This window comes from Flavobacterium sp. (assembly GCF_046155325.1).
GTDB lineage: Bacteria > Bacteroidota > Bacteroidia > Flavobacteriales > Flavobacteriaceae > Flavobacterium.
Genome location: NZ_JBJXDQ010000098.1, coordinates 1 through 19,850 on the forward strand (window position 1 = coordinate 1; position 19,850 = coordinate 19,850).

The 19,850-nt window shown below is 32.8% G+C and carries 15 protein-coding genes, 1 tRNA gene and 1 pseudogene; 15 read left to right on the forward strand and 2 right to left on the reverse strand.

Annotated features, from left to right (window positions below; genetic code table 11):
* From ACKVOD_RS06750 to pruA, 8 genes and pseudogenes are all read left to right on the forward strand, one after another.
* A pseudogene (locus ACKVOD_RS06750) lies at nt 1-167 on the forward strand (biotin attachment protein); the annotation flags it as partial.
* On the forward strand, nt 167-1,576 hold the full coding sequence (locus ACKVOD_RS06755) for a TolC family protein (RefSeq protein ID WP_409208707.1): 1,410 nt from the start codon (nt 167-169) through the stop codon (nt 1,574-1,576). The pseudogene ACKVOD_RS06750 and the gene ACKVOD_RS06755, both read left to right, overlap by 1 nt.
* A 40-nt stretch (nt 1,577-1,616) precedes the next feature.
* Nucleotides 1,617-2,435, forward strand: coding sequence for a type I methionyl aminopeptidase (gene map / locus ACKVOD_RS06760; protein ID WP_409208708.1), 819 nt, complete (start codon nt 1,617-1,619; stop codon nt 2,433-2,435).
* Nucleotides 2,436-2,503: 68 nt separating this feature from the next.
* Nucleotides 2,504-2,878, forward strand: a complete 375-nt coding sequence (locus ACKVOD_RS06765; RefSeq protein WP_409208709.1) for a GxxExxY protein — start codon at nt 2,504-2,506, stop codon at nt 2,876-2,878.
* 85 nt (nt 2,879-2,963) lie between these two features.
* Entirely contained in the window at nt 2,964-3,734 is a 771-nt protein-coding gene (locus ACKVOD_RS06770; RefSeq protein ID WP_409208710.1) for a class I SAM-dependent methyltransferase, read from the forward strand.
* A 128-nt stretch (nt 3,735-3,862) separates the two neighbouring features.
* Nucleotides 3,863-5,071: a DUF5103 domain-containing protein gene (locus tag ACKVOD_RS06775; RefSeq protein WP_409208711.1), complete on the forward strand. Its 1,209-nt coding sequence runs from the start codon at nt 3,863-3,865 to the stop codon at nt 5,069-5,071.
* A gap of 68 nt (nt 5,072-5,139) precedes the next feature.
* Nucleotides 5,140-5,526 carry a Co2+/Mg2+ efflux protein ApaG gene (apaG, locus tag ACKVOD_RS06780; protein WP_409208712.1) on the forward strand — a complete coding sequence of 129 codons (387 nt, stop codon included), beginning with the start codon at nt 5,140-5,142 and terminating at the stop codon, nt 5,524-5,526.
* A 320-nt stretch (nt 5,527-5,846) separates the two neighbouring features.
* Entirely contained in the window at nt 5,847-7,475 is a 1,629-nt protein-coding gene (gene pruA / locus ACKVOD_RS06785; RefSeq protein WP_409208713.1) for an L-glutamate gamma-semialdehyde dehydrogenase, read from the forward strand.
* A gap of 106 nt (nt 7,476-7,581) precedes the next feature.
* Here the strand turns inward: pruA and ACKVOD_RS06790 are convergent, their stop codons facing one another.
* On the reverse strand, nt 7,582-8,253 hold the full coding sequence (locus ACKVOD_RS06790; RefSeq protein WP_409208714.1) for a DUF2490 domain-containing protein: 672 nt from the start codon (nt 8,251-8,253) through the stop codon (nt 7,582-7,584).
* Between the two features lie 50 nt (nt 8,254-8,303).
* Nucleotides 8,304-8,933: a 16S rRNA (guanine(527)-N(7))-methyltransferase RsmG gene (rsmG, locus tag ACKVOD_RS06795; protein WP_409208715.1), complete on the reverse strand. Its 630-nt coding sequence runs from the start codon at nt 8,931-8,933 to the stop codon at nt 8,304-8,306.
* Nucleotides 8,934-9,039: 106 nt separating this feature from the next.
* Here rsmG and ACKVOD_RS06800 point away from each other — a divergent pair, with 106 nt between their 5' ends.
* The 7 genes from ACKVOD_RS06800 (at nt 9,040) to ACKVOD_RS06830 (ending at nt 19,593) form a co-directional block, all read left to right on the forward strand.
* On the forward strand, nt 9,040-10,137 hold the full coding sequence (locus tag ACKVOD_RS06800) for a fatty acid desaturase family protein (protein ID WP_409208716.1): 1,098 nt from the start codon (nt 9,040-9,042) through the stop codon (nt 10,135-10,137).
* 83 nt (nt 10,138-10,220) lie between these two features.
* Nucleotides 10,221-11,411 (forward strand): pyridoxal phosphate-dependent aminotransferase, encoded by a 1,191-nt coding sequence (locus ACKVOD_RS06805; RefSeq protein ID WP_409208717.1) that lies wholly within the window; start codon nt 10,221-10,223, stop codon nt 11,409-11,411.
* A 258-nt stretch (nt 11,412-11,669) separates the two neighbouring features.
* Nucleotides 11,670-14,906, forward strand: a complete 3,237-nt coding sequence (locus tag ACKVOD_RS06810; protein ID WP_409208718.1) for a hypothetical protein — start codon at nt 11,670-11,672, stop codon at nt 14,904-14,906.
* A 194-nt stretch (nt 14,907-15,100) separates the two neighbouring features.
* On the forward strand, nt 15,101-15,964 hold the full coding sequence (locus ACKVOD_RS06815; protein ID WP_409208719.1) for a hypothetical protein: 864 nt from the start codon (nt 15,101-15,103) through the stop codon (nt 15,962-15,964).
* Nucleotides 15,951-16,059 (forward strand) — tRNA-OTHER (locus ACKVOD_RS06820). Before ACKVOD_RS06815 ends, ACKVOD_RS06820 begins: the two co-directional genes overlap by 14 nt.
* A 166-nt stretch (nt 16,060-16,225) precedes the next feature.
* The gene (locus tag ACKVOD_RS06825; protein ID WP_409208720.1) at nt 16,226-16,912 is read left to right on the forward strand and encodes a YecA family protein; all 687 of its coding nucleotides are present in this window, start codon (nt 16,226-16,228) and stop codon (nt 16,910-16,912) included.
* A 326-nt stretch (nt 16,913-17,238) separates the two neighbouring features.
* The gene (locus ACKVOD_RS06830; protein ID WP_409208721.1) at nt 17,239-19,593 is read left to right on the forward strand and encodes a hypothetical protein; all 2,355 of its coding nucleotides are present in this window, start codon (nt 17,239-17,241) and stop codon (nt 19,591-19,593) included.
* The last annotated feature ends 257 nt before the right edge of the window (nt 19,594-19,850 follow it).

Below are 19,850 nucleotides of genomic sequence, written 5' to 3' on the forward strand. Positions count from 1 at the left end.
AAGACAAATGGCCTTCACAATTGAGGGTAGGCTCTGGAGCACAAACTATCGCCTTGTTAAATACTGTTCCTGTTTGGTTTGAAATTTGGCGGGTATTAAATGGTTTTCCGCCGGATTACTATAAAACTAGTTCAAAATCTTCGAAAGAAACTAAAGCAAAAAAATAATGAAATACCTATTTTTTACTTTTTTATTACTGAGTATTGTGGCACAACCACAAACAAAGAAATTGGCTGTCGAAAAAAACATTGATAGTGAGTTTTTGTTTAATGAATACTTAGGTTATGTAAAAAAATACCATCCTTTGGTTAAAAATGCTTCTTTAGAAATCAGCATGGCTCAAGCCAATTTGATGATGGCACGAGGTGGTTTTGATCCAAAATTAGAAGTAGATTTCAATCAAAAACAATTCAAGAACAGTGAGTATTATTCGATACTAAACAGTAGTTTTAAAATACCTACTTGGTATGGTATCGAAATAAAAGCAGGATTTGACAACAATGAGGGCGTGTATCTTAATCCCGAAAATAATGTTCCTAATCAAGGCTTAACTTCTGTTGGGGTAAGCGTTCCGTTGGGGCAAGGACTTTTTATAAATCAAAGAATGGCCGATTTACGAAAAGCTAAAATTCAAGTAAAACAAAGTCAATCCGAAAGAAAATTGGAAGCTATTCTAGTTTTGTATGATGCTGCAGTGGCTTATTTTAATTGGAAAAAAAACTATAATGAAGTTCAATTGTATCAAAAATACAGTACCAATGCTCAAATTCGATTTAAGGGTGTTAAAGAATTGATTAAGCAAGGCGATAAACCAGCCATTGATAGCATAGAAGCTGGAATAATTGTTAAAAATCGACTGCTAAGTCTTGAAGATTCTCAACTAAAATTAAATAAAGCCAAACTGGAACTTTCTAATTTTCTTTGGTTAGAAAATAATATTCCAGTAGAACTTTCGGACGCTTTAATTCCTGAGGAAAAATTAGCACTTACAATTGAAGAAACATTAAAGACTAATGATTTACTAAATGCCGATTTTTCCATAACCAATCATCCGAAAATCAATTTATTAGAACGTAAAATAGAATCTTTAAACGTAGACAAAAGATTAAAAGCCAATATGCTGTTGCCAAAAATTGATATTGGTTATTCTTATTTGTCTAACCCTCGCAATTTTGACCAATACCAATTTAACGACTACAAAGTAGGTTTAGATTTCTATTTTCCACTTTTTTTAAGGAAAGAAAGAGGAAGTTTGAAACAGGCTAAATTTAAAATTCAAGAAACTCAATTTGTCCTTGATTTAGAAAAAGTACAATTGACGAACAAGATAAACGCTCAAAAAATCGAAATTCAATCGCTATCAAAACAGCGTAATTTAATCAGTGGACTGGTAAATGACAACAATACTATGTTACAATCAGAAGAGCGACTCTTCACTTTTGGAGAAAGCTCCTTGTTTTTAATAAACACCCGAGAGAATAATCTTGTAGCTACCCAATTAGCGTCTATACTCCTTGAAAATCGTTTTTATGTCTCCAATTCAGAGCTTTTTAAAATAATGGCTAATCCAGATTAATAATTTTAAAATTGTATTTTTGCATCCACAAATTTAAATTATGATTATCCAAAAAACTCGGGTAGAAATAGAATTAATGCGCGAAAGTGCCTTAATCGTTTCTAAAACATTAGGAATGATTGCCTCAGAAATCAAGGAAGGCGTTACCACTTTATACCTAGACAAATTAGCCGAAGAATTCATCAGAGATCACGGAGCTGTGCCAAGTTTTCTTGGACTTTATGGTTTTCCAAACTCACTTTGCATGAGTCCAAACGCACAAGTTGTACATGGCATTCCTAATAATGAACCTTTAAAAAATGGCGACGTCATTTCAGTTGATTGTGGTGCCTTTAAAAACGGATATCATGGCGATCACGCCTATTCTTTCGAAATTGGTGAAGTAGCTCCCGAAACCAAAAGATTATTGCAAGTTACCAAAGAATCTTTGTATGTTGGAATCCGAGAATTAAAATTAGGAAACCGTGTTGAAGATGTGGGAAATGCAATTCAAAAATATACTGAAAGTCATGGCTATGGTGTTGTTCGAGAATTAGTAGGTCATGGCTTGGGCCAAAAAATGCACGAAGATCCAGAAATGCCTAACTACGGAAAACGCGGTCGAGGAAAACTTTTTGTCGAAGGAATGGTGGTTGCCATTGAACCCATGATTAATATGGGAACCAAAAACATAAAACAATTAAAAGATGGATGGACAATTCTCACCGCAGACGGAAAACCATCAGCTCACTTTGAACATGATGTAGCCATTATTGACGGTAAACCCGAGATTTTATCAACCTTTGCTTATGTCTATAAAGCCTTGGGAATTGTGAGTAATGAAGAAGATGAGTTTAGAAAAGTGCCATTAGTGATATAATGTTTAACACGAATTTCACTAATTAACACGAATTTTAAACTATTATTATTTCACAACTAACTTAAAAAATGCACGAACTTTATTTAAAAGAAGAAACTTATACCATTATTGGACTATGTATGGAAGTGCATAGAATTCTTGGCAAAGGGCATAGTGAAAAAGTTTATGGAGACGCTTTAGAATATGAATTTAAAAAAAATCAAATTCCTTACTATAGAGAATCAAAATTCAATATTGAATATAAAGACATCATATTACCTAGTTATTACTTTGCTGATTTTGTGGTTTTTGATGAAATCATATTAGAATTAAAGGCAATTGAAAGTCTTTCAAGTAGTGAAATAAAACAAACATTAAACTATCTAGCTGCGTCTCAAAACAAACTAGGAATACTAGTTAACTTTGGAGAAGATAGCTTAAAATATCGAAGAATAATTCTTTAACAAATCAATACAATTAGTGAAATTCATTTTTAATACCCAATTTAATTCGTGTTAATTCGTGAAATTCGTGTTTAAATTTTACTATATGAAATCTGTGTTTAAAATAATACTCAATACCATTCCTCGTCCTCTATTAATTCGTTTGAGTTATCTTGCACGACCTATTCTAGCTTTTCTATTAAAAGGCGATTCATTTACTGACCCAATAGATGGTAAAAGTTTCCGAATGTTTTTGCCTTATGGTTATGGTACACAACGCAATAATGTATTGTCGCCAAGTACACTATCGCTCGAAAGACATCGATTATTGTGGTTGTATTTGAATAATGAAACCGACTTTTTTACTTCTAAAACAAAAAAGAAAGTACTACATTTTGCGCCAGAACAAGCCTTTTATAAACGTTTTCGGAATCAAAAAAATATAGAATATACTACAACCGATTTGTTTTCGCCATTGGCTGATGTGAAAGCTGATATCTGTAATTTACCTTTTGAAGACAATCAATATGATGCGATTCTTTGCAATCATGTACTCGAACATATTCCTGATGATACTAAGGCGATGCAAGAATTATATCGAGTCTTGAAACCAGGCGGCATGGCGATTCTTCAAATCCCTCAAGACTTGAAAAGAAAGGTAACTTTTGCCGATGATACCATTACCGACCAAAAAAAACGTGCTGCAATTTTTGGACAATACGACCACGTTCGCATTTATGGTCTTGATTATTTTAATAAATTACGAAGTATTGGTTTCACCGTAATTGAAGAAGATTATACTGCGAAAATTTCCGCTGAACTGGTAGAAAAATATTGTTTGTCTCCAGGCGAAATTATTCCGGTGTGTTTTAAATAAAGTAAACAAATTTATTTTTATCATAACAACAGCAAAATATTATTTGTTACTTTTACGTTCTAACTTTTTTTTAAACCATGCTTATTTCTAACCTTCGGAATATCTTTGTTTTATTGATATGCTTTTCAATGAATGCTCAAGCCCTCATTGAAGTTACTCCTCCATTTAATATAAAAACCGTTACTTTTGTCCAAAACAGTCAACAAAACGAGATACCAATTTTCAAATTAGGCGAAGGTTTTCAATTACAATTTGATGATTTATATGGAAATGAAGCCAATTACTATTATGAAATTGTGCATTGTGATTACAATTGGGTTCCAACTCAAATTCCAAAAAACGAATATTTGCAGGGCTTCGACAATCAAAGAATTCAAGAATATACTAATTCTCTCAATGCTTTGCAACTATACTCTCATTATAAATTACCGATACCTAATCAATTTACCCAACAATTGCGTATTAGTGGTAACTACATGCTGAAAATTTTGGATAACCAAAAAGACCTTGTCTTTTCTAGAAAATTTATACTTTATGAAGATCGTGTCAATGTGCCAATACAAGTAAAACGTGCTCGAACAATAGAAAACCTTCCCTACAAACACAACTTAGAATTTTCAATTACATCAAGTACAATTACTTTTCAAAATCCTATAAAAAATGTAAAAGTGGTATTGTTGCAAAACGGACAATGGAGTAGCGCCATTAAAGATATTTTACCTCAATACACCATTGGAAATGATTTAATTTATCGATATGATACTCAGACCCAATTTTGGGCTGGAAACGAATTTTTGTTTTTTGAAAATCGAGACATACGGTCCTCAAGTAATAATGTAGCACGTGTAGATGGTGGAACAAATATCTACAACACTTATTTATTTCAAAATAATGCTAGAACTAATTTTCCCTATTCTTTTACTCAAGACACCAATGGAAATTTTGTGCCTAGAAATATTAATGCCAACAATAGCGAAATAGAAGCCGATTATGCTTGGGTATATTTTAGTCTTTCTGCACCCGCTCACAACTCAACTAAAGGCATTTATGTAAGCGGAATGTTTAATAGTTTTAGTTTATCGAATGAGTTTAAAATGGACTACAATACAGAAAAAGCAATTTACGAAAAAGCAATTTTGATAAAACAAGGTTTTACTAATTATCAATACACTGTTGCCGACTCTAAAGGAAAAATCGATTATGAAAACACTATAGATGGTAATTTTTATCAAACCGAGAATGATTATTTTGTTATTGTTTATTATAGAGAAAATAGAGATCGTTATGATAGAGTACTAGGAAAAGGAACAGCGAACTCTCTAAATATCATAAATTAAAAAACAATAAAAAAAATACCGAAGTAAATTCATTTTTTTGTAAATTTGTTTTAATTTAATACAATACTATGGTTTCTCAGATTACAAGAGGCATAAAAATATCTGTTTTGACCAGTTTTGAAGGCACTTACTTCAAAAACTACAAAATTCATTTTGCCTTTAGTTATGAGATTACAATAGAAAACCATAGCAAAGACTCCGTACAGCTAATTTCACGTCATTGGGAAATTTTTGACTCTTTAAATGATCAAGAAATTGTTGACGGTGAGGGTGTAATAGGAAAAAAACCAGTTTTAAAACCAGGTGATTTTCATACTTATAAATCAGGTTGCTTACTTTCTTCACCTTATGGTTCAATGAAAGGATATTTTAGCATGATTAATTTTACTTCTACAAGAAACTTTAAAGTAATAGTGCCAAGCTTTAGACTTTTTGCTCCTTTTGCTTTAAACTAAGTTTTTGTTGCTTAAAAACAATTCCTTTTTTATTTATCATTATTAATTTTTCTATTTAATTCGGCAGAGAATACAATAATTTTATTCGCTCACAACGCATAAAATTAATTTTAAATCAACTGAAAAAAGTTAATATAACCTATTTTAAAATCAATTTTTGCAGATTTAACTTAAATGATATCTATTTTAAAAAAAATATTAATTTGTTCATTTTTAACTTTGTATTTTTGTTTTGTAAATCATTTTATTGATATATATTATATATATTGAAGTCTCTAAATTCTGACTGATTATATTTAATTGAAATTAAACATCAAACTATGCTTAAAGGATTTTTTAACACCCCAAAGGCCATAAACGAGCCTGTTAAATCGTATGCTCCAAATTCTCCAGAAAAAGTTGCCGTTTTGTCCGCTTACCAAAAAATGTGGAATGCTGAAATAGAAGTCCCTTTATTTATTGGGAGCGAAGAAATCAAAACTGGAAATACAAAAAATATAACTGCGCCACATGACCACAAACACATTGTTGGTAAATACCATCTTGCCGAAAAATCTCATATCGAAAAAGCAATTGCTAATGCGCTTGAATCAAAAGCACGCTGGGCAAATATGGCTTGGGAACAACGCGCTGCCATTTTCTTAAAAGCTGCTGAATTAATTGCGGGGCCCTACAGAGCAAGAATAAATGCCGCTACGATGATTGGACAGTCTAAAAATATTTACCAAGCCGAAATTGATGCTGCCTGCGAATTAATTGATTTTTTGCGTTTCAATGTCGAATTTATGACGCAGATTTATAGTAATCAACCTCAATCGAATTCTGATGTTTGGAATCGGTTAGAATACCGACCGCTGGAAGGATTTGTTTATGCAATTACCCCTTTTAATTTCACTGCTATTGCAGCAAATCTTCCTGCATGTGTCGCTATGATGGGAAATGTTGTCATCTGGAAACCAAGCGATAGCCAAGTTTTTTCTGCAAAAATTATTATCGATGTTTTCAAAGAAGCTGGACTTCCTGACGGCGTTATTAATGTTGTTTTTGGCGATGCTTTGATGATTACCGATACGGTTTTAGCAAGTCGGGATTTGGCTGGAATTCATTTTACAGGTTCAACCCATGTTTTCAAAGATATTTGGGCAAAAATAGGAGCCAACATTCATCACTATAAAACTTATCCAAGAATTGTGGGCGAAACAGGGGGGAAAGATTTTATTGTGGCGCATCATAGTGCCAATGTGAAACAAGTTTCGACCGGAATTGTTCGTGGTGCTTTTGAATTTCAAGGTCAAAAATGCTCCGCCGCTTCGAGAGCCTATATTCCGAAAAGCCTTTGGCCAGAATTAAAAAAGCAATTGATAACCGATGTGAAATCAATGAAAATGGGTTCGCCGGAAGATTTTGGTAATTTCATTACAGCAGTTATTCATGAAGGGTCTTTCGATAGATTGGCGAGTTTTATTGACCAAGCCAAAAAAGATTCAGATGCTGAAATAATCGTTGGTGGAAATTATGATAAATCTGTTGGATATTTTATAGAACCTACCATAATTGTAACAACAAATCCAAAGTATACGACTATGGAAACCGAATTATTCGGACCCATTATTACAATTTTTGTTTATGAAGATGCCAAATGGTCAGCAACTTTACAATTAGTAGATTCCACATCAGAATATGCATTAACGGGTGCGATTTTCAGCCAAGATCGCTATGCCATTGAGCAGGCGACAGTAGCTTTGCAAAACGCAGCAGGAAATTTCTATATTAACGATAAACCAACTGGAGCCGTTGTAGGAATGCAACCTTTTGGTGGCGCGAGAGCTTCTGGAACCAATGACAAAGCGGGATCTCCTTTGAATTTATTGCGTTGGGCTTCGCCCAGAACAATTAAAGAAACTTTTGTAACTCCAGAAGATTATAGATACCCGTTTTTGGGAGAATAAAGCCCCCTAACCCCCAAAGGGGGAATAGGGAATTGGAATTTAAAAAACCCACAAGAATCAAATTTTTTGATTTCTTGTGGGTTTTGATTTAAATTTTCTAAAACTATTAAAAAGGCAAACTATTAAAAAACATAATTTGAAATTGAGTTCTACTAGAGTTTGACAGAATTTGCGTCATTACACCAGCCTCGACCTTGAAATTTTTATTGAAACAATAGCCAACTCCTCCATAAATACGGTCTCTGTCAAAATAATCGGGTTCGGTATTGATGAAAATTTCATTATAAACCGAAGCATAAACCGCATTTTTCTCCATTTCTTTTTTGTTGATTGGAACATTAAAAGACAGAAAATAACGCGCACGCATCTTGAAATCAACTTCGATAAATCGTTGTTCAAAACGATATCGATGTTGAATATTTACTCTTCCTAATTTTTCTTTGGTAATGAATTGCTGAAAGATACGGTGTTCGTTGGTGTTTGATTTATCGTTTGTTCCAGCAATATAGGGTTCTGAATGAACATAAGCATATCCCAACAATACATTATTGTTATTTTCGGACAAATTATATCCAATCCCTGTTCTTAACAATAATTGCTCTAAATCTCCAGCGAAATTATAGTTACGATATTGCACTTCATTATGCCAATTCCATTTATTGTTTATTTTTTGGTTACCGAAATAAAGAAACCAATTACCCGTGTCTGTATTTTGTGCATTTCCGTAGGCTGTTAAAAACAATACCAACAAAATGCAAAACCATTTTATTTTATTCATATTTAATTTTGAATTTTTTTGAAAATAAAAATTTGATATTTCCAATACATTTACACGGTAAACTTCAACGGCAAATGAACTACTTTTTTTGTCTCAAAAAACTCTCCCTCAAAATAATCAGATAAATTATATTCCGTCGCCTTAGGAAAATCCTTCAATTCCTCGGTAAGATCACCACCTTTGAGATAGAGAATTCCGTTTTTGAGTTCGTGTTTGCTTTTCTTTTTGATTTTGTCTTTTACCCAAGACACAAAATCAGGCATATTGGTTACAGCACGACTCACGATAAAATCGTAATCTCCTTTTACCAATTCGGCGCGCAATTGTTCCCCTTTCACGTTTTTGAGTTCGAGGGCTTCGGCAACAGCCTGTACCACTTTTATTTTTTTGGCAATAACATCAATCAAATAAAATCGGGTTTCCGGAAAAAGAATCGCCAAAGGAATTCCAGGAAATCCTCCGCCAGTGCCCACATCGAGAACATAGGTTCCAGGTTCAAATTCAATGATTTTTGCGATACCCAAAGAATGTAAAATGTGTTTGGTATACAATTCGTCGATATCTTTTCGAGAAATAACATTAATTTTGGCATTCCAATCGTGGTATAAAAAATCCAACTTTTCGAATTGTGTTTTTTGAATATCAGTTAGATTGGGAAAATAGTTGAGAATTTGTTCCATCATTAAAAATTTTAACAAATGTAATAGTTTTAGTTTTGAATATTTAACGGAATTTTACAGATTGAAAATTTATAATAATTATCTTTGCAGACTATTAAAACAAAATATGAGCGACATCACACCTACATTTGCCAAGCAAGACAATCTTAAGTTTTTTAGAACGCTTAACTCTCGAGTAAACAACTACTTTAAAGAAAATGATATTGAAAAAACCGGCAACTGGAAGTTGTATCTAAAAACACTAATTTTATTTACTGTTTTCTTGACTCCTTACTTTCTAATTATATTTTTGACCCAAATGCCTTTTTGGCTTTTTACAATACTTTCAGTTGTGATAGGAATTGGTATGGCGGGAATCGGAATGAACGTGATGCACGATGGCAACCACGGTTCGTATTCTAATAAAAATTGGATCAACAAATTTATGGGAGGTACCATCTATATTTTGGCCGGAAACGTTTACAATTGGCAGGTACAACACAATGTTTTGCACCACACATACACTAATATTCCCGGACATGACGAAGATTTAGATGCGGGTCGCGTAATCCGTTTTACCAAAGAAGCAAAATGGTATAATTTTCATAGATTTCAACATTATTATTCTGTATTTCTTTATGGTTTGCTGACTTTCAATTGGTCTTTAACAACCGATTTTAAACAGATGAGTGCCTACCTAAAAAGAAACTTATCCTACGGCAAAGCCAAAAACCCAAACATTCTTTGGACAACTTTGGTCATCACAAAAATTATTTATTTTGCTGTTTGGATTGTTATTCCGATGGTAATAGGAATATCTTGGTGGAAAGTATTAATTGGCTTTTTCGTCATGCATTATACAGCAGGATTAATTTTAAGTATTGTTTTTCAGTTAGCCCATATTACAGAGGAAACCACTAACCCACATCCAAATGAAGTAGGCGAAATAGAATCTACTTGGGCAATACATCAACTATTAACCACTGTAAATTTTGCGCCAAAAAACTTTATTGTTAATTGGTACACAGGAGGTTTAAACCATCAAATAGAACATCATTTGTTTCCACATATCAGTCACATTCATTACGGAAAAATTGCAAAATTCGTTAAAGAAACTGCGCAAGAATGCAACCTACCCTATTATGAATACAAAACTATGCGGAGCGCAGTAATAGCCCATTTCAAACACTTAAAAGAGCTAGGAATGAAGCCCGCAATACAGTAAAGACGCACTGCGTTGATTATCAAAAGATTAAAGACGCGCTGCAGTGCGTCTCAACAAAATAAATAAATCAAAATTATATTTTAATGAGCAATCCACTTTCAGACAGAATTAACAATCTGGCTACCTCACAAACACTAGCCATGGCAGCTTTGGCAAGAGAATTAAAAGCGCAAGGAAAAGATATTATTAGTTTAAGTTTAGGTGAACCTGATTTCAATACGCCAGACTTCATCAAAGAAGCCGCAAAAAAAGCCATTGACGATAATTACAGCACCTACTCTCCAGTAGAAGGATATGCTGATTTAAAAGAAGCAATCTGTAGAAAATTTAAAAGAGACAATGACTTAGATTATAAACCATCGCAAATTGTGGTTTCTACAGGAGCAAAACAATCGTTGTATAACATTGCTCAAGTAATGTTAAACGAAGGTGACGAAGTGATTTTACCAGCACCTTACTGGGTTTCCTATTTTGAAATCGTAAAATTATCCGGAGGATCACCTGTTATAGTACCTACTTCAGTTGAGTCTGATTTCAAAATCACTCCTGCAGAATTAGAAGCTGCTATCACACCAAAAACAAAAATGATGTGGTTCAGTTCGCCTTGTAATCCAAGTGGTTCTGTATATAGCAGAGAAGAATTGACTGCTCTAGCTAAAGTTTTAGAAAAATACCCAAACATATATGTAGTTGCTGACGAAATCTATGAGCATATCAATTTCTCAGGGACTTTTTGTAGCATTGGATCTATTCCAGGCATGTTAGACAAAACCATAACTGTTAATGGATTAGCAAAAGCTTTTGCTATGACAGGATACAGAATTGGCTATATGGGTGCGCCAGAATTTATTGCCAAAGCCTGTACAAAAATTCAAGGTCAAGTAACCTCAGGACCTAACTCGGTGGCGCAACGTGCTACCATCACTGCTGTAGATGCTGACCCAAGTGTGTTGAAGCACATGGTAGACGCTTTTCATAGCCGTAGAGATTTAGTGGTGGGATTATTAAAAGAAATTCCTGGAGTAAAAATCAACGTTCCTGAAGGTGCATTTTATGTATTCCCAGATGTTTCTTCGTTCTTCGGAAAAACATTAAAAGGAACCGAAATCAAAGATGCTAATGACATTTCGATGTATCTTTTAGCCGAAGCTTGTGTAGCGACTGTAACCGGTGACGCTTTTGGAAATCCAAACTGTATTCGTTTTTCTTATGCCACTAGCGACGAATTATTAAAAGAAGCTTTACGCAGAATCAAAGACGCTTTAGCGGGATAATTCAAGGTTAGAAGTTAGAAGAAAAGACGCTACATACATTTCAAAATGCCTCAAGGAAACTTGGGGTATTTTTTTTGTATAATTTAGTCCCAAATAAGCAGAAAGTTATATACATTTTGTAAGAAAAAAACAATATATTTGAAAAAAGAATATCCGCTACAAAGTAGCGGTTATCCACCCAAATTTGGGTAGATTGTCGCTACTTTGTAGCGAGTATATACTAGTTGTGCGACATGCTAACTCAACAAACGTATCAAAATGAATGAAAAAAAGTTCCCTACTCCTTCTCAATTTTACAGAAATCGTAGACCTGAATACTTTTCTGATTCAAAAATTGTAGCAAAAGTTGTCTTACCAAGGGAACAATTAAATTTTGAACTAAGCCAAATCTCAATTAATCTAAAGCACGATAGTTTTGCAACTTTATGTAGAAAACTAGCCGAAAAACTAATCACTCCCAATTTGATTCCACAAGTTGGACCAACAGGTGGTGGTGATGGAAAAACAGATACTGAAACTTATCCTGTTTCAGACTTTATATCAGATAGATGGTTTGTTTCAAACAATAAATGGAACAAAAATGAAAATTGGGCTTTTGCAATTAGTGCTAAGCAAATGTGGAAACCTAAAGTAATATCCGATGTCAAAGAAATTATTGGCACAAAAAGAGGCTACACTAAAATATACTTTTTCTCAAATCAAAAAATATCCGACAGGAATAGAAAAGAAACACAAGATAAAATAAAAACTGACCACAATGTTGACCTAATTATTTTAGATGCTGAGTGGATACTTGAGAATGTATATAGCAACAGGCTTTTAAATGTAGTAATAGAATCATTAAATCTATCAAGAACATTTTTAGAAGAAAAAAAAATTGGTTCTAGAGATGCAGAAAGATTTAAGGAAATTGAAGAATTAGAGAATCTAATTAACTCTCCAAATCGTTTTTTTGAAATTGATTTTCAATTATTTGAAGATTGCCTTGAAAGTGCCATAATTTCACGCATGTTAGAACTCCCGAAAGCAGAAGTTATCGGTAAATTTGAGCGTGCAATGAATTTTGCAAACAAACTAAAAAATATTCAATTACAAATTAGAGTACATTATCAATTTGCTTGGACTTTAATAAATTGGTGTGATGACTACAAAACTTTTTATGATGAATTCTTAATTGTAAAAGAATTAGTTCAAAGAGAACCAAATATTAATAATATTGAGTTTTATTTAAACCTTTCAAACATTCTTAAAACTATATCAAATATTCAAGAAGCTAAAGATTTACTTATAATTGATAACGAGAAAGAAGAACAAGATTTTATTACATTTATAACTAAATGTAGTCAGAATAATAAAAAACCATCGACTTCACTCCTTGCTAAATTTCATTTATCATTCTTCCAAATAAGAAAAAAATTAGAAAATAGAACATCTGTTTCTGATGAGTTGGTAAAACTTAGGGACTACTTTGAGTTAAGTAAAAATCATTTAGATATCCCATTTGAACAATTAAAAGAGATGATTAATGTTTATGGTGAAATTCTTCCTGATAACGAAGATTATGATAATCTTATAGATGTCATTGCAGAAATAGAAGCAATTAGAATTTCTGAATTAACTTCTGGTCAAACATATTTAAACAGAGGTGTAACTAAATTAAAAAACAATCTAAACAAGGAAAGTCTTATATATTTTGGTAGAGCTTCAAGAAAGCTTGCAAAAGATGAAACTCAGGTAGAGTTTTTTTATTGTTTAATGCTCTTGAGTGATGCATATTCAAAATTAGATCTTTATTGGGCATCTTATAATGCTTTAGTTTCTGCAGCAAATATTTATGCAAACAATTGGTTTACAACTGGAAATTTAAGTCCTAAATTCCTTAAAAGTGTTGAGGAAATTCTAAAAAATGAAGTAATAATAGGAAGAGTTCCTGTATTACTATGTTGGCAGGAACTCTATTCGGTAATTCAAAGATATTTTCAACCAGAAGTCGACAATAATAATCTTGAAAACATTCCAACTGAACACATGACAGACGCATGTTTGTCTATTCGACTATTAAATCTGAATTTCGAGGATTTTGATAACTTGAAATACTTACCTAATATTTTTAAAACAAATGAATTGTGGCTATGCGAAGATGCTACATTATATTTATTAGGAAATGAAAATTTGATTGAATTAGATGAAACAAAAACGTCATTGAAAAAAGAAAATTATCTAGAGTACTACAATAAATTCGCTAATCAGCCATTTGTAGAGCAAATAGCATATGAAACCAACTTTTTAAATACTCAAGAAGTTTTTATTGAAAGCCAAATTCTTGGAATACAACTGAAAATTAAATTTCCTCAAAATACACAGTTACTAATATTAGCTGAAAACATACTTGCATATTTTGAATCATTTCTTGCAACTTCATTTGAAGATGTTTATCCAATGTCCGAAAACATAAATTTAACTCTTGATTTTAAAAGAATTGATGTTAATTTCAAATTAGAAATTATTAGTAAAAATTATATCAATATACATCTAAAAAAATCAATAGTATTTAATGGTAAAAATTTAAATGAGCTTATATATGCACTACTTCCACAAGTTTTAGTAGGTAATTATATGTTTAAAGATGCGAAAGAATTTTTAAATAACTTATTTGAAAAAGACGAAGTTCATGAAAGGTTATCTTTAATTTTAGAGCATCATAATTTTTTAACTAACATTTTGACTACCAATCCTAAATTCTTTTTACAAGATTGGATAACTAGTCAACTTACAGAGTACAGTCTATTAAGAAAGGAATCTCCTATTACAATAGATAAGGATTCACAAAAGTTGCCTAAAAAAGAGGTAAAAGAAGGAAAACCAAGTTTTAAAAATATTACTCACAAAAATATAAAAGCAGAAACTATAATTAATACTGAATTATGGGATAATGCTAAATGGAAAGCTTTTGGATTTTTCACATCTCAACAGATTCCCTTTGGATTGTTATTGTCATTTGAGAATATTGATTTTGGGAAGAAAATATTTGAAGAGTGGATTGACAAGTATGGTAAAATTGATAAAAATGAAACTATTTCCATCACGATAATTAAAGGAGTTAATAAAAATAATCCTTATTGGTATAAAGTTTTAATTAGTAAAAATATTGACAAAAGTTCTCTTATGGATGGCCATTTTATTACAATGTCATCAAGATTCCATAGGATGGAACCTAAAAACAGTTCAAATTTAGACAATCTTCTTCGTGGATATCAAGTTTTTAATAAGTACATACTTATTCCTGCACATGTTGATAAAGATTTTAAAATGACACCAATTTTAGAACTGGGAATTTTAAAAACCGAATTGAAAATAAAAAATGCATGGGAAATTGGAATACATGATTTTGAAAGAGTTGTAATTACTGAAGAAGATAATCCTATAATTCCTGACAATGTTTCTGATGCTCCAATTCTAGAAGTTCTTAAAGAAAAAAAAGTGATTAAAAAATAAGCACGATCGCACAACAGCTAGTAAGCAATAGTCGGGAATTAGGCTTAATTGAAAGTTGGTTTTGTACTTGGAAATATAGTGATAATCCGAAAATAATTGCTTTATTTAGCCCGACCATCGCCTACTAGCAGGACGTTACCTGCAAGCTTAACCAACGACACAGCAAACACAAAACGACTGACAACGAATAGACAATGAGTAGAGATATTAACGAAACTAAATTTTCATTTAAGGCATTCCGAAATCTTAAAAAAGGACTTGGAGAATTTGACGCTGTTGTTGAATGTAATGAAATGGCTATTCGTGAATTTCTTAAAAATCTCAAAGCTTCACAAGACCAAAAACAATTTATACAAGACCTTTCGCAAAAGCACGGTGTAAGGGTGGACACCGTTAGCGTTGACTTATTCTCATCACGCATTCGACTGTTTTATATTTTGTCGGTAATGCAACAAGCCGAGCAGTTTATTGACGAATTTAGAAAAGAATATAAAACCTATAATCCGACTTGGGCTGACAAAGTGGACGGAGAAACAGACTTTGATAATTTGTTACGCAACATTTTCTCGTCAAAAGGACAAGGAATTATTGAAATTGGAGAAGAAGTTTATCACGGATTTGAGTACTATAGATTAGTGAGAAACAGATTTGCACATTCAGAAGAAAAGGACATGAAAAAATTGAAAAATCTATGCTCAGAAATTAGTAAGTATGCAGACTTTTACAACTCTACATTTCATTCAGTTGCCAGCCCTAACAACTATGATAAAATTGACTTCAACGACTTTCTATTATTTACAAATATTATCAAACACATAGGCTATACACTTTGTGAAAAATGTAAGACAGACAATTCACAGCTTGCCGACAAGATTTCAAAACTTGAAATCAAAGTAGAAAACAAGATTATCAAACCAAGAAAAAACATTTTCAAGTTAAAAAATGACCCTGACAGATACTCAAATGCAATAGGTAATTTGCTTAACTCAACTTTTGGAAATATCAATAGAACAGACAGAGACGAAATAATTCAACACATAGACCGCATTCTAGCTTAGTGGTCAAAGCGTCCCCTCCACGAAAGTCAGACTAAGCAAATGTTTAGACTACTTTGGTGAAGTGGAGAGTGAAGGTTCGACTCCTTCAGAATGCACAAAATAATTAGACAATGGGAAACGGGCAACAACTGACGGACAGGAAGCCAGCAGGTAACAGCGCACAAGCGCAACCCGAAAAGGGTATGCGCCTGTGCGCGGAACGTTACAGGCAAGTGTAACAAAACCCTTACTACAATGACAACTTCTAACAATTAAAGAATAATGAGTAATAAAATTGGCAGAAACGACCCGTGTCCTTGTGGAAGTGTAAAAAAATATAAAAAGTGTTGCATAAATTCAGACAAAGAACTTGAATTTGCTCAACCCAAATCAAACAAAAGAGAAAATAAAACTTTTGAATTTATTGAAACAAATAATTCGCACCCTTTGTTGAATTTGATTATTGATCTGCAAATGCAGCCCAATAATCACGGCAAGAATGTGCGAATGGAAGAATTAGCAACACACATTGTTACTAATTTAAACAGCAATCCAAATGGAAATTTAAAGTTGTTCAAGCAACATCTAGACAGAGAATTTGCTTCCAACTATATGGAAGACATTCCCGAAAATCTTTTTAGTGAAAACATCGTTTTCTATGGTGGGAATTATACAGCTTTTTCAGGCATATACGGATATGCAGTTGAAATCTTCAAAAACTTAACCGAGACAATTTTTACACAAAAGAACGACCTTCCTGACGAATTTAAAAATCACGTTTATAGTGGTGTTACTCTAATTTTAGAATTAGGGAAGATTCTTTCTACAAAATTTGACATTGAAGGAAATATTGAAGGAGCGCAAGGCGAAAGAAAATTTGATTATTCTTTTAACGAAATTGCTACATCGTTTAGTCAAGACGAAATAATTCAAATTTGTAAAGAACATCAAATTAACCGAGACAAATAACTGTGGTGTGAAGTTCTTCTTTCCTTGCATGATTAAATTTACAAAAAATCATGCTTTTACACAAGTTTTTGTATGTATATTTGGGTTGTGCAACAAGCACACAGGTTTTGCGCTATTGCGGTTTTGGGACTTAATTTAAAGTTTGTTTTATATCTTTGAGTTCAGTGCTTAACCGAAAGTTTCGGCTTCTTTAGTCCGCAACATCGCAAAGCCTGGGAACGTTGGGCGATATACACCTATAAAATCGTAAAAATGAGTACAATGAAAATATTTCTAATGATTTTTATATTTAACATTAATAACAAAACAATTAAATAGTAGTAAATATGAAATCAATAATTCTAGTACATCAAAAAAATAATTTAGATCTTGTAAGCAAAACAATTATCAAATTTATTATCGTTTTACTTTTAGTCGTACAAAATAGTTTTGCTATAAGTAAACCAATTCCTGGAGTTGGAATTGTGGTTAAAAAAAATCCAGGAACAGGAAGTATTACAGTTCCAACAGGGAATGGAGGCGGTTTCTCTACCCAACTTAGCGAAGGGATTTATGAACTTTCCTTTCCGCAAGACCAATTACAAACAAGTATTAATGGAATTGTAAAAACTAATTATCCAAAAAGCAGCTATCAATATGATGGTTCTGGAGTAGAATTTGTATTAGATAATTCCCAAATAAAAGTAAATTCCCAAAGTTCTGATGGAAATAGGTTTACGGTTGATAAACAAACCAACATTACTATAATAGTTCCAAAAGGTGGTGCCACGCTTTCGGGAAAATTGAGTTGGAATGATGCTGTTATGACCAATTCAAAGATTTGTCCAGAAGGATTTACGATGCAAAACGGGGAATGTATTCCAAATAATATTTCTGGAAATGAGCAAGCACGAACAGAAAGCACCCCTATTAGAGGAATTAGTGTGAAAGGTGGTCATAACCCAAAACCAACTATGATGGTTTCATTGAATGCCAATGGCGGAACTTCTTCTTCAAAAGGCGTTGACACTGGTTTTAGCTTTAATCCAAGTTTGGGTATCGCAATTCATTGGAAAAATTTCGGAATAGGTTTAGATGCAGGAACATTCAGCACCAAACCAAATTTTGATTTTAATGCTTATGCTGCTCCATTGCAAAATCTAGATTACTTGACCATTACAAATACTAAAAATAATTATACAAGTACATATTTTATGCTTGGGCCGCAATATACGGTAAACTTGAGTGGACGTCATACTCCGTTTCACAACAAACTAACATTTACAGTTGCATTAAAAGGAGGTTTAACCATCAATAAAACGCCCGAGTTTTCTGTAATCGATAATAGCACACCTCCAAAAAATGTTGCTAGTTATGAAGCACCTCAAGACTATAAGAAAAATGCCTTTAGTTTAAAACCTAGTATCAGTTTTGCTTATTGGATTAGCAAAAGTATTGCACTTACTGCCAATGCACAGTATTTGATGCAAACGGGTCAAGAAGAATTCACCACAGCTTATAGAGACTTGAGTGCTGTAAATTTTTCTAATGCCGATATGACACAACAGCAAATAAATGCTGCGCCAAAAGTAGTTTCTACTACTAAAGGACCAGATAAATTTATGAGTTTTGGTTTTGGAATTACCTATAATTTTAACAAAGGCGGAGGTGATTGTGATGATTCACGGGATATTACTTCAAATGAAACACAACGAAAAGGAATTCAAGAAAACGGTTTAAAAAAGAATGATGTTGAAACTGCTTCAAATGAAACCCAACGCAAAGGAATTCAAGAAAACGGTTTAAAAAAGAATGATGTTGATTCTGCATCGGAAAACAGAGGAATTGACAAAGCCGATATAAGAAAGAATGACGTTGAAACTGTCACAAATGAAGCAGAAGTTAAACAAATAGCCGAAACATTAGTCAACTTGCGAAAAGGTTGGGATGGTTCTGTAAAAGGAAATAAAGCTGAAAACATAGCTAATGAAGCTGATGTTAAAATGATTGCAGAAACATTAGTCAACTTGGCTCGAAAAGGTTGGGATGGTTCCATAAAAGGAAATAAAATTGAAAGTGTAGCTAATGAAGCTGATGTAAAATCTATTGCCGAAACATTGGTCAACATACGAAAAGGTTGGGATGGTTCCATAAAAGGAAATAAAGCTAAAAACATAGCGAATGAAGCTGATGTAAAAATGATTGCAGAAGCGTTAGTCAACTTGAGAAAAGGTTGGGACGGTTCTATAAAAGGATATGTCCCAGAAACGGGATATGGTGAAATTAAGCCTTGGTTAGCCAAAGATGGCTCTATTGTATACTTTGAATATGAAGAAGATTTTTTGGTTGAAGACCAAAGGATGTGTGATGCATTAGGAGTAAAAAGCTTTACAATAAAAAAAGGAAAGTATAAAGTGAATTATGATAATTCCACTACAGGGGGAAAATTAATTTGGACATTAAGAAAACCTATAAACCTAAAAAATAATTCAAATATTGAAACAAAAATATTTCATACAACCGGCGGTAAGCATAAACACTGTTCTGCACCAAGTAACTGTTGCGTTGCAACAATATCCTCATTTAGCATAAACGATAATTTACAACCTTTTTACTTCAAACCAATTGTCATTAATGGTAATTGTTCAACAATTGAATTACAATTTATTGATGTTAATACACCAAGACCTTCATCAGAATAGGGTTCAGTAATTTGTAATTTGGCAGTTAATTTCAAAGCCCTTAATCTAAATACACCAACTGAACCGGTTATTTTTAAAGCAGAGGACCAAAAATATGAGGTAATTAACGCCTCTAACGAAGGGAAAGAAGCCCCGATGGCTCGGATATATATAATCATCTAATGTTCGATAGCGCAGAATTGCATTCTGTGCCCAAAAACGAGAGCAAAAAAATATGAAAATAACCGAAGCAATCGGGTTGTAGATTAGGAGTTAGA

Coding starts and splice junctions, on each gene's coding strand:
- ACKVOD_RS06810 (WP_409208718.1), top strand. CDS start 11,670: ATGAATGAAAAAAAGTTCCCTACTCCTTCTCAATTTTACAGAAATCGT.
- ACKVOD_RS06790 (WP_409208714.1), bottom strand. CDS start 8,253: ATGAATAAAATAAAATGGTTTTGCATTTTGTTGGTATTGTTTTTAACA.
- ACKVOD_RS06825 (WP_409208720.1), top strand. CDS start 16,226: ATGAGTAATAAAATTGGCAGAAACGACCCGTGTCCTTGTGGAAGTGTA.
- ACKVOD_RS06805 (WP_409208717.1), top strand. CDS start 10,221: ATGAGCAATCCACTTTCAGACAGAATTAACAATCTGGCTACCTCACAA.
- ACKVOD_RS06775 (WP_409208711.1), top strand. CDS start 3,863: ATGAATGCTCAAGCCCTCATTGAAGTTACTCCTCCATTTAATATAAAA.
- pruA (WP_409208713.1), top strand. CDS start 5,847: ATGCTTAAAGGATTTTTTAACACCCCAAAGGCCATAAACGAGCCTGTT.
- map (WP_409208708.1), top strand. CDS start 1,617: ATGATTATCCAAAAAACTCGGGTAGAAATAGAATTAATGCGCGAAAGT.
- ACKVOD_RS06765 (WP_409208709.1), top strand. CDS start 2,504: ATGCACGAACTTTATTTAAAAGAAGAAACTTATACCATTATTGGACTA.
- ACKVOD_RS06755 (WP_409208707.1), top strand. CDS start 167: ATGAAATACCTATTTTTTACTTTTTTATTACTGAGTATTGTGGCACAA.
- rsmG (WP_409208715.1), bottom strand. CDS start 8,933: ATGGAACAAATTCTCAACTATTTTCCCAATCTAACTGATATTCAAAAA.
- ACKVOD_RS06800 (WP_409208716.1), top strand. CDS start 9,040: ATGAGCGACATCACACCTACATTTGCCAAGCAAGACAATCTTAAGTTT.
- ACKVOD_RS06770 (WP_409208710.1), top strand. CDS start 2,964: ATGAAATCTGTGTTTAAAATAATACTCAATACCATTCCTCGTCCTCTA.
- ACKVOD_RS06815 (WP_409208719.1), top strand. CDS start 15,101: ATGAGTAGAGATATTAACGAAACTAAATTTTCATTTAAGGCATTCCGA.
- ACKVOD_RS06830 (WP_409208721.1), top strand. CDS start 17,239: ATGAAATCAATAATTCTAGTACATCAAAAAAATAATTTAGATCTTGTA.
- apaG (WP_409208712.1), top strand. CDS start 5,140: ATGGTTTCTCAGATTACAAGAGGCATAAAAATATCTGTTTTGACCAGT.